Here is an 11,294-nt window from a genome sequence, read left to right on the forward strand (position 1 = left end):
GTCTAGAGCGTTTGCTTTAGACTTAATTTTATTTCAGGAGCGGATTCTTTTGAAACACATAAGAAATTTTATCGAATACATAAAAGATTATACAAAGTACGTGGATTTCCCTCTACTATTGAGTTATGTTTCACTCGTATTGATAGGTTTAGTGATGATTTACAGTGCGAGTATGGTCGCTGCAACGCGTGGGACGTTGACAGGTGGTATACCTAAATCACCAAATTATTTTTATATACGTCAATTAGTGACTATTATTTTAAGTTTTGGAATCGTCTTTTTTATGGCATATTTCATGTCCATAAAAATCATTAAAAATAAACGTGTCCAACAATTTTCGATCATTGCGATTATGATTCTATTACTTTTTACGCGTTTGTTTGGAATAGAAGTTAATGGTGCAAAAAGTTGGTTGCCTCTTGGTTTCATGCAGTTACAAACTTCAGAATTACTAAAAATTGTTGTAATTATTTATTTAGCCTATATCTATGATAAGAAAGAAAACCTGGAAAAGATGAGCTGGGATATTATAGCGCCACTTGTTCTGGTAGGTATATGTGCAGGGCTTGTAATTATTCAGAATGACTTTGGCTCAACGATGATAATATTAATGATTATCGGATGTATCTTTTTATATTCAGGTATCGCGTTTCGTGCCATGATGATTATGGTTGGTTTAGTAAGTGGGGCGGTTGTACTTATTATGACCGGAATGTTTTTAATCACTGGAAAGCTATTAGCGACGCATCAACAACAACGTTTTGAAGTGCTTGCAAATCCTTTTAAAGATGAAGAAGGCGCAGGTTATCATTTATCTAACTCTTTAATGGCAATTGGTAATGGAGGGATATTTGGTAAAGGTTTAGGAAATGGTGTAATGAAGCTGGGGTATCTTCCTGAACCACATACAGACTTTATTTTTGCAGTTATTTCTGAAGAATTAGGGCTCGTTGGTGTCATTATCATTATTTCATTATTATTCTTTATCGTATATAAAGGATTTATGTATGCCGCACTTGCAGATACTGTTTTCTATAAGCTTATATGTGTTGGTGTAGCAAGTTATATCGGAATTCAGACTTTTATTAATCTTGGAGGTATATCTGGCTTAATTCCCTTAACAGGTGTTCCTCTTCCATTTTTAAGCTATGGTGGATCAAGCTTGTTAAGCTTATCGATAGCGGTTGGATTACTATTAATGGCTGCAAAAGATGTGAAAAAGAAATCATTAGAACAATAAATTTTATTCAAAAAAATGAATACGTTTACAAAAATGCATGTGTCTTTTGACACATGCATTTTTGAATTAATCATTGATGTAAACACATTTTATGAGTATAACACATTATAATATTAGTATGACGCAAATGAATATTTTATGTATAATATGACTTAACAATTTTATTTCGGTAAAGGATTGTATATAATATATGTGAAAAGGATAACATAATAAGCCGAGGAGGAATTGTATGAAACACATTAAAAAGTTACTCGTAGCAAATCGTGGGGAAATCGCAATAAGGATTTTCCGCGCAGCAACCGAACTAGATATACCAACTGTAGCAATTTATTCAAAAGAAGATAAAGGTTCTCTTCATAGATACAAAGCGGATGAGTCTTATTTAGTTGGTGAGGATATTGGTCCGACTGAAAGTTATCTTCATATCGAACGAATTATTGAAATAGCAAAAAAATGTGGTGCAAATGCAATTCATCCTGGTTATGGTTTCCTAAGTGAAAATATGACTTTTGCTGAACGTTGTGCTGAAGAAGGTATTATATTTATTGGTCCAGAAACGAAACATTTAGATATGTTTGGAGATAAAGTGAAAGCACGTGCGACAGCAGAAATGGCAGAATTACCGATTATTCCTGGTACGAAGGATGCTGTTACTTCTTTTGAAGAAGTAAAGGAATTTACAGATTCATATGGTTTCCCTATAATTATTAAAGCCATTTCTGGTGGTGGCGGAAAAGGGATGCGCATCGTTAACAATCAGGAAGAATTGGAAGATGCCTATCAACGTGCCCAGTCAGAGGCATTAAAATCATTTGGTAATGCAGAAGTTTACCTAGAGAAGTATATTGAACAACCAAAACATATTGAAGTTCAAATACTTGGAGACATGCATGGTAATCTGGTTCATTTATTTGAACGTGACTGTTCAGTACAGCGTCGTCATCAAAAGGTAGTTGAAGTTGCGCCTTCTGTTGGTTTAAATGATGATTTAAGAATGCGCATTTGTGAAGCAGCTATTCAGTTGATGAAAAAGATCAATTATATAAATGCAGGTACTGTAGAATTTTTAGTGAGCGGGAATGATTTTTACTTTATAGAAGTGAATCCACGTGTTCAAGTTGAACATACTATAACTGAGATGGTAACGGGTGTTGATATTGTAAAAACACAAATATTGATTGCTGACGGTGAGAACATGCATGATGGGCGCATTGCTATGCCGAAGCAGGAGGATATTATTACATTAGGTTATGCAATTCAGTGTCGTGTTACGACAGAAGATCCATTGAATGATTTTATGCCAGATACAGGAACAATTATGGCATATCGCTCTACCGGAGGCTTTGGTGTGCGTTTAGATGCCGGTGATGGTTTTCAGGGAGCTGAAATTTCTCCTTATTATGATTCTTTACTTGTAAAAATTTCTACCCAAGCGATTACTTTTAAACAAGCAGAAGAAAAAATGATACGTTCATTACGTGAAATGCGTATCCGTGGTATTAAAACGAACTTGCAGTTTTTAATCAATGTCGTGAAACACCCTAAGTTTGTGAGTGGCAATTATACAACGAATTTTATCGATGATACGCCAGAACTATTTGAGATTAAAACACCGCGCGACCGCGGTACGAAGACGTTAGAATATATTGCAAATGTGACTGTGAATGGCTTTCCAGGTGTTGAGAAAAAAGAAAAACCTAATTTCGAGCCACTTTATATTGAAAAAATGGAACCGAGTGCAGAATCAGGAACGAAACAGTTATTAGATTTGCATGGACCTGAATATGTTAAACAATGGTTGCTTGATCAAAAAGATGTTTTAATAACAGATACAACGTTTCGTGATGCACATCAATCATTACTTGCAACACGTGTCCGTACGAAAGATATATTAGAAGTAGCACCGATGACTAGTCATTATCTAAAGGATAGTTTTTCTCTCGAGATGTGGGGAGGAGCTACATTTGATGTAGCGTATAATTTTCTGAAAGAAGATCCGTGGCAACGTCTTGAGCGATTACGTAAAGCTATACCGAATATTTTATTCCAGATGTTACTCCGTGCTTCCAATGCTGTTGGATATAAAAATTATCCGGACAATGTAGTAACAAAATTCGTAGAAGAAAGTGCGAAAGCTGGAATCGATGTATTCAGAATATTTGATTCATTAAACTGGTTAGATCAAATGAAAGTGGCAAATGAAGCGGTTCTCAAAGCCGGTAAGATTTCTGAAGGCGCAATTTGTTATACTGGTGATATATTAAACCCAGAACGTTCAAGCATTTATACGCTAGATTATTATAAAAAAATGGCAAAAGCAATGGAGCGCGAAGGATTCCATATTTTAGCGATTAAAGATATGGCCGGTCTGCTTAAACCAGAAGCTGCATTTGAGCTTGTAAGTGAATTGAAAGCAACTGTAAATATGCCGATTCATTTGCATACTCATGATACGAGTGGAAATGGTGTCATGCTTTATTCAAGAGCTATAGAAGCTGGTGTTGACGTCGTAGATACAGCACTTGGAGCAATGAGTGGGTTAACAAGTCAACCAAGTTCCAATACATTATTCTATGGATTAAATGGTAAAACGCGTCAAATGAGAGCTGACATTGATGGTATGGAAAAATTATCGCATTACTGGGAAGGCGTACGTCACTACTATAAAGATTTTGAAAGTGATATTAAATCGCCACATACAGAAATATATAAACATGAAATGCCTGGTGGTCAATACTCTAACCTAGGGATGCAGGCAAAGAGTTTAGGTTTAGGAGAACGTTTCAGTGAAGTTAAAGATATGTATAGACGCGTTAACTTAATGTTTGGGGATATCGTTAAAGTTACACCGTCATCTAAAGTAGTAGGAGACATGGCCTTATACATGGTTCAAAATGACTTAGATGAAACGTCAGTTATTGAGCGTGGGGCAACATTAGATTTTCCGGAATCTGTTGTATCGTTCTTTAAAGGTGAGATTGGCCAACCAGTGAATGGTTTCCCGGAAGCACTTAAGAAAGTAGTACTGAAAGATATTGAAAGTATCGATGTTCGTCCTGGTGAATTATTAGCACCGGTTGATTTCGATTTGTTACGCAATGAACTTGAGGAAAAACAGCATAAACAAGTAACAGAACAAGATATTATCAGTTATGCCTTATATCCAAAAGTTTATGAACAATACATTGCAACACATGAAAAGTTTGCAAATGTATCGTTACTAGATACACCAACATTCTTCTATGGAATGCGTAAAAATGAGAAAGTTGAAATAGCTATTGATGAAGGTAAAACATTGATTGTGAATTTAATTAGTGTAGGACATGTTCATGAAGATGGATATAGATGGGTTTACTTCGACTTTAATGGTATGAGTCGTAAAGTATATGTTAAGGATACAAACGTTGAACCTAGTCTAGCAACAATTCCTAAAGCAGATCCGAAAAATAGAAGTCATATCGGTGCACAAATGCCAGGAACAGTCGGTGACGTAAAAGTAAAAGAAGGTGATGTTGTAACGAAAGGTCAACCTATAATTATTACTGAAGCGATGAAGATGGAAACGACAATCCAAGCACCATTCTCAGGTACTATTGACAAAGTTTATGTTAATACGGGAGATAGTATACAAACGACAGATTTATTAGTGGAAATTTCAGAAGCTTAAAAAATAGAAAAAAATAACCTGCCGTGGCAGGTTATTTTTGCGTTGCACGAGAAATGAGAAGTAAGAAATAGCACAGCAACCCAAATAGTAAGGTAATAAATAATGCATGTAATAATGCCACATATAAATTTAGCATCGTAAATATTGACAACGCACCTGTCGTTACTTGTAAACAAATTAATAAAAATGCGATTGAGTATCCGTATTTAATAACACGATACTGACTATAATTTTTTACGGCATGGTAAACAACGTAACTTAACCATATAAATAAGATAAAAGCTAGTGTACGGTGACTCATCTGTACCCATTCAAAAAATGTTTCGGGCAAACCGATTTGTCCTTGTTTACAAAGTGGCCAGCTCAGACAAGCAAGGCTAGCTTTTTCGTGACGTACAAGGGCGCCACTATAAATTACAATATAAATAAAGCTTGTTAAAGCTATTGTATGTCTTCTTAAATGAGAATGTATCACTAATTTTGTAGCGTCGAACTTTTGATCTACTTCAAATATTAATAATGTGAGTAAAAACACAGAACTAAAACTAATTAATGAAATTCCGAAATGTAATGCTAATACAAATCCATTTTGTTGCCAGATTACAGCAGCTGCACCGATTAAAGCTTGTGCAAAAATAAAGCCGATACTCATCCAGCATAAAAACTTTGTTTCTCTTTTATGACCAATATATTTAATGCTTAAAACAACAAGCCATGTTACCGAAATCAAAGCAAGTCCAGATACACCACGATGTGCGAGTTCAATCAATGTTTCCATAGGAATATGTGTCGGTACAAACTTACCATTACAAAGTGGCCAGCTATTACCACATCCGTCAGCAGAACCCGTCTTTGTTACTAGCGCACCACCGATTTGTACTAGTATCATCAGTACGGTCGTAAACAAAGATAACCATTTTAAATTCTTTTCTTTTAACAAATACTTCACCTCTAATTATCATTATGCACGTGAAGTGTAAATGTAAACTTTATTACATCGCGACTTCAGTATATACTTAAGATATAGTATAACAATCTAACTTTAAAGTAAATGTGTCACATTCGTGAATTATTTATAATTGTAGAGAAATAGAAAAATGTCACAATTTAATTTCGAAAATGTATAGAAAATGTGACAGTTTTCATATATTATTGTTATTATATGCGTTAGTATTGTTAAAGGAGGGTGAAAATGCAAAATGAACAAGTCTTAAAGAGCGTCAAATCGGTCGAACAAACGCGATTGACATTTAAAGATGTCAAAGCAATTGTCAAACTTGGTCTCGTTCAAGGTAATTTGATACCGACGTTTGCGGGAGCATTTCTTGCTATCATGATGACACAACGTTCATTTTTAAATAGCATTCCTGAATTATTAACGATGCTTACGGGATCTACACTTATTATGGCAGGAAGTTGTGCATTAAATAATTTTTATGATCAAGATATTGACCGCATTATGCCAAGTAAACAGGAACGGCCAAGTGTTACCGGGAAAATTGCTTCTCAATCACTATTCCAGCTGAGTTTATTATTGATGTTCATCGGAGAAGTTTTACTTTTCATGATAAATATTGAAACAGGAATAATCGGATTCTTAGGGATATTTGGTTATGTGGTGATGTATTCTGTTTGGTCTAAACGTCATTTAGTGTCAAATACTATAATAGGTAGTTTTCCAGGAGCGATTCCACCACTTGTGGGTTGGGCTGCAATTGATCCTAATCTTTCAAAGGTAGCATGGATGTTATTCGTCATTATGTTTATTTGGCAACCGGCACATTTTTATGCGCTGGCTATAAAACGTAAAGAAGAATATGCTATGGCGGGGATACCGATGTTGCCATCTGTTAAAGGTTTTGAAAGAACTAGACTTGGAATGCTTTTCTGGGTTGCTTTACTTCTTCCAACACCATTTTTAATGGATGAACTAGGAACTATTTTTATAGTACTTGCCACAATCTTAAATCTAGGTTGGCTTTTGCTTGCTGTATCAGGGTTTAAGTCAAATGTTAAAGAAAACAGATGGGCAATGACAATGTTTATTTATTCTTTAAACTATTTGATGATCTTTTTTGTTATGATAGTAGTAGTTACATTAATTCAAATGATTTGATTATGAATGGTGAAAGAGGGGTTAGAATTTAATGAAAAACAAATTTAAGAATGTAAAGTTGATGGGCTTAATTTCATTATTATTAATGACTTTAGCTGGTTGTGGTGAACCACATTTATCAGCTTTACGTCCAGCAGGGGAAGTTTCAAAAGATCAATTCAACTTAATGATGTTAGCGGTTTACATCATGCTATTTGTTATTGCAGTTGTTGTCGTTATTTTCGTTTTAGCAGTTGTAAAATTCAGACGTAGTAAAGTTGGAGAGAATTTTGTACCGAAAGATGTGCACGGTAATCATAAGTTAGAGATTATCTGGACAACTATTCCAATTCTTTTATTAATAATTTTAGCAATTCCAACAGTTATGCTAACTTTTAAATTAGCTGATACGAAAGCTATGGATAAAGTAGATGCAAAAGGAAAGAATAAAGAAATCGTAGTCGATGTAACTGCAAATCTTTACTGGTGGGAATTTGAATATCCAAACCAAAAGATTGTGACAAGCCAAGAACTTGTTGTACCGACGGATACAAAAGTTTATTTCAAATTACATTCATCAGATGTTAAACACTCATTCTGGATTCCAGCAGTTGGTGGTAAGATGGATACGAATGTTGAGAACATCAATAAATTCTATTTAGTATTTGATGGTGATAAAGCTAAAGATGCTAAAAATATGTTCTATGGTAAATGTGCAGAGTTATGTGGACCTTCACATGCATTGATGGACTTTAAAGTTAAAACAATGTCTAAAGATGATTTTAAAACTTGGGTATCTAAAATGCAGGATGTGAAAAAACCTGTGGCAACAACTGATGCTAAACAAGGTGAAAAGGTATTTAAACAATCTTGTCAAGGTTGTCACGCGGTAACACCAACTGGTAAAGGAGCAAAAGGTCCTAACTTAACAACTTTCGGAGAAAGAACAACAGTTGCTGGCGTTTTAGAACATAACGAAGAAAACTTAAAAAAATGGATTAAAGATCCTGAAAAATACAAACCAGGGAATAAAATGACTGGTTCGTATAAAGTATCTGATTCAGACATCGATGCATTAACTAAATACTTAATGGAACGAAAAGTTGAAGAGTAATAAATAAAGGGAGGTTACACAATTGGCTACACAAAAAAAACGTGGTTTAATTATGGAATATTTAACAACAGTTGACCATAAAAAAATTGCAATATTATATCTTATCATGGGTGGATTATTCTTCGCCATGGGTGGTATTGAAGCAATGATTATTCGAATTCAACTTGCTGTTCCTGAAAATGATTTTGTTTCAGCAGGTCTATTTAATGAAATAATTACGATGCATGGTACAACAATGATTTTCTTAGCGGCTATGCCGTTATTATTCGCATTTATGAACGCTGTAGTACCTTTACAAATTGGTGCACGTGACGTAGCATTCCCATTCTTAAATGCATTAGGTTTTTGGTTATTCTTCTTTGGTGGAATATTCTTAAACTTATCTTGGTTCCTAGGTGGAGCACCTGACGCAGGTTGGACATCATATGCTTCATTATCTTTAGCATCACCTGGACACGGTATTGATTTCTATGCTTTAGGTTTACAAATTTCTGGTGCTGGTACATTAATTGCAGGGATTAACTTTGTGGTTACAATTATGAATATGCGTGCACCAGGTATGACATATATGCGTATGCCGTTATTTACATGGACAACGTTTGTTGCTTCAGTATTAATCGTATTCGCATTCCCACCACTTACTATCGGATTATTCTTATTAATTTTCGATAGAATGTTTGGTACAGGATTCTTCGTAGTATCACAAGGTGGTAACACAATTATCTGGGAACATTTATTCTGGATTTTCGGTCACCCAGAAGTTTACATCTTAGTATTACCGGCATTCGGTATTTTCTCTGAGATTTTCGCTACATTCTCAAGAAAACGTTTATTCGGATATTCAGCGATGGTATTCGCTACAGTATTAATTGGTTTCTTAGGATTCATGGTTTGGGCTCACCACATGTTTACAGTAGGTCTGGGTCCAACTGCAAACGCAATTTTCGCGGTTGCTACTATGGCAATTGCAGTACCAACAGGTGTTAAGATCTTTAACTGGTTATTAACAATCTGGGGTGGTAGTATCGAATTTACGACGCCGATGCTTTATGCATTAGCATTTATTCCATCATTCGTTATGGGTGGAGTTACTGGTGTAATGCAAGCATCAGCGCCAGCTGACTATCAATATCATGATTCTTACTTTATCGTAGCGCATTTCCATTACGTTATCGTTGGTGGGGTAGTATTCTCATTACTTGCAGGATTACATTTTTACTTCCCGTTAATGTTCGGTAAGATTTTAAACGAAAAATTAGGTAAAATTTCATTTGTTTTATTCGTAACAGGTTTCCATTTAACATTCCTAGTACAACATTTCTTAGGTTTATGGGGTATGCCAAGACGTGTATTCACATACTTACCTGGTCAAGGTTACGATACATTTAACTTAGTATCCACGATCGGTGCATTAACGATGGCTGTGGCAGTAATTATCTTGTTAGTTAACGTTGTGATTACTTTAGCTAAAGCGCCAAAAGTAGGTCGCGATGCTTGGGGCGACGGTCGTACTTTAGAATGGTCACTTCCACAACCAACTCCATTCTACAACTTTGCTCAAACACCACTTGTTCGTGGTTTAGATGCGTTTGATTTAGAGAAAAAACAAGGTAACGGTGAGATTTTACCTGCTGAATCTTTAGGTGATATTCATATGCCTAATAATTCAATCTTGCCATTTATGCAATCACTTGGATTATTTGTAGCAGCTTTTGGTACTTTATACTTAGCTGATGGTCAAAAATGGGCGTTAGATGCAGTAAAAGATTTACCAGCTCAACCTTGGGCTCCATTTGTATTAATTTTAGGTTTAGCGATTACAGCAGGCGCAATGATTGCGCGTTCACTAAAAGATGATTTAGGATATCATATTACTAAAGATGAGCTAATTGAGTACGAAAGAGGTGTTAAATAATGGCACATCACGAAGAGAAAATGACGGCTGAAAGATGGCCAAGTCATCCTGAAACAGCTTCTTTAGAAGGTAAAAATAAGTTATTAGGATTCTGGGTATTCCTTGGTGGAGAGACTGCATTATTCGCATCTTTATTCGCTACTTACTTAGCATTAAAAGATCGTGTCCCAAGTGAAGATCACCTTTTAGCAAAAGATTTATTCAATTTACCTTTAGCATTTGTTATGACGATGTTATTATTAACATCTTCATTAACAAGTGTGTATGCGCTATATCATATGAAAAACTATGATTTCGGCAAAATGATTACATGGTTTATCGTTACTGTAATTTTAGGTTTAAGCTTCTTAGGTTTAGAAATTTATGAGTTCGTTGAATATATCCATCAAGGTCATACTTTCAGATCAAGTGCATTTGGTTCAGCCTTCTACTTCTTAGTAGGAACTCACGGATTCCACGTAATTATTGGTTTGACTTGGAATATACTTTTAATCATCCGTAATATGAAACGTGGATTAAGTGTATACAACGCTGCGAAGTTCAATACAGCTGCTTTATACTGGCATTTCATTGATGTCGTGTGGGTATTTATCTTCACAGTAGTTTACTTGTTAGGGGTGTTAGGATAATGTCAAATGAAACTAACAACAACTTAAAGTTTAATCAGGATCGTTACAATTTCGAAAAAAGAACAAGAACTGAAGAAATGAGAATGCAGGTTACTACATTTGCTATAATGATTTTCTTGACGTTAATTGCTTTTGCTATGGTTGCAGCTGGATTAAGTAAAGAATTTGTTATTCCTGCAGTATTATTAATGGCGTTAATTCAAGTCATACTTCAATTCTATTATTTCATGCATATGAAACATCCAGGTCATGGGACAGCTAAATTAATGATGCTTTCTGGATTGTTTATTGCCGGGACTTTTGTAGTAATGGCTTTATATATCACGTGGTTAGGTGAGCCATTATTAAAATAATCAATAAAAACTGAGACGATTGTGTAGTGAACCCAAAAAGTTGAACTTTTTATTAAGCTACTTTCATTAAAGCAAGATTTCTGTATTCTACAGGAGTCTTGCTTTTTAATTTTCTCTTCTTTCTGACGAAATTATAATATTCCATATAATCATTAATTTCCTCTTCTAACTCATCATACGAATCAAATGATTCACCATAAAACATTTCTTGTTTCAATATTCCAAAGAAATTCTCCATTGGAGAATTATCTAGACAATTACCTTTTCTAGACATGCTTTGA

General features: G+C 34.9%; 9 protein-coding genes. 7 read left to right on the top strand and 2 right to left on the bottom strand.

The window, feature by feature from the left end; all coding sequences use genetic code 11:
• Positions 1-49 precede the first annotated feature (49 nt).
• A complete protein-coding gene (locus JJJ02_RS07185; RefSeq protein ID WP_239242895.1) occupies positions 50-1,240 on the top strand; it encodes an FtsW/RodA/SpoVE family cell cycle protein in 1,191 nt (396 codons plus the stop codon).
• 229 nt (positions 1,241-1,469) lie between these two features.
• Complete coding sequence (locus JJJ02_RS07190) at positions 1,470-4,907, top strand: pyruvate carboxylase (protein WP_240838223.1); 3,438 nt, start codon at positions 1,470-1,472, stop codon at positions 4,905-4,907.
• Positions 4,908-4,938: 31 nt separating this feature from the next.
• On the opposite strand, the gene JJJ02_RS07195 is transcribed toward JJJ02_RS07190, so the two are convergent.
• Positions 4,939-5,847 (bottom strand): COX15/CtaA family protein, encoded by a 909-nt coding sequence (locus tag JJJ02_RS07195; RefSeq protein WP_096076874.1) that lies wholly within the window; start codon positions 5,845-5,847, stop codon positions 4,939-4,941.
• 252 nt (positions 5,848-6,099) lie between these two features.
• On the opposite strand from JJJ02_RS07195, the gene cyoE reads away from it, so the two are divergent.
• Genes cyoE through JJJ02_RS07220 form a run of 5 tightly spaced genes read left to right on the top strand, consistent with a single transcriptional unit; the run spans position 6,100 to position 11,013 of the window.
• Positions 6,100-7,023 (top strand): heme o synthase, encoded by a 924-nt coding sequence (gene cyoE, locus JJJ02_RS07200; protein ID WP_096076873.1) that lies wholly within the window; start codon positions 6,100-6,102, stop codon positions 7,021-7,023.
• Positions 7,024-7,054: 31 nt separating this feature from the next.
• Positions 7,055-8,116: a cytochrome c oxidase subunit II gene (gene coxB, locus JJJ02_RS07205; protein ID WP_099580742.1), complete on the top strand. Its 1,062-nt coding sequence runs from the start codon at positions 7,055-7,057 to the stop codon at positions 8,114-8,116.
• A gap of 52 nt (positions 8,117-8,168) precedes the next feature.
• Positions 8,169-10,031: a cytochrome c oxidase subunit I gene (ctaD, locus tag JJJ02_RS07210; RefSeq protein WP_170137303.1), complete on the top strand. Its 1,863-nt coding sequence runs from the start codon at positions 8,169-8,171 to the stop codon at positions 10,029-10,031.
• A complete protein-coding gene (locus tag JJJ02_RS07215; RefSeq protein ID WP_239242898.1) occupies positions 10,031-10,660 on the top strand; it encodes a cytochrome c oxidase subunit 3 in 630 nt (209 codons plus the stop codon). Before ctaD ends, JJJ02_RS07215 begins: the two co-directional genes overlap by 1 nt.
• The gene (locus JJJ02_RS07220; protein WP_096076869.1) at positions 10,660-11,013 is read left to right on the top strand and encodes a cytochrome C oxidase subunit IV family protein; all 354 of its coding nucleotides are present in this window, start codon (positions 10,660-10,662) and stop codon (positions 11,011-11,013) included. The genes JJJ02_RS07215 and JJJ02_RS07220 overlap by 1 nt, the downstream gene beginning before the upstream one ends.
• A gap of 52 nt (positions 11,014-11,065) precedes the next feature.
• Here JJJ02_RS07220 and JJJ02_RS07225 read toward each other — a convergent pair.
• The coding region (locus tag JJJ02_RS07225) for an IS3 family transposase (RefSeq protein WP_240837646.1) at positions 11,066-11,294 on the bottom strand (229 nt) is incomplete at its 5' end.

Origin of the sequence: Macrococcus sp. PK (assembly GCF_022501545.1) — a bacterium.
Taxonomy (GTDB): Bacteria; Bacillota; Bacilli; order Staphylococcales; family Staphylococcaceae; genus Macrococcoides; species Macrococcoides epidermidis.

Coding starts and splice junctions, on each gene's coding strand:
- JJJ02_RS07220 (WP_096076869.1), top strand. CDS start 10,660: ATGTCAAATGAAACTAACAACAACTTAAAGTTTAATCAGGATCGTTAC.
- ctaD (WP_170137303.1), top strand. CDS start 8,169: ATGGAATATTTAACAACAGTTGACCATAAAAAAATTGCAATATTATAT.
- cyoE (WP_096076873.1), top strand. CDS start 6,100: ATGCAAAATGAACAAGTCTTAAAGAGCGTCAAATCGGTCGAACAAACG.
- JJJ02_RS07215 (WP_239242898.1), top strand. CDS start 10,031: ATGGCACATCACGAAGAGAAAATGACGGCTGAAAGATGGCCAAGTCAT.
- JJJ02_RS07190 (WP_240838223.1), top strand. CDS start 1,470: ATGAAACACATTAAAAAGTTACTCGTAGCAAATCGTGGGGAAATCGCA.
- coxB (WP_099580742.1), top strand. CDS start 7,055: ATGAAAAACAAATTTAAGAATGTAAAGTTGATGGGCTTAATTTCATTA.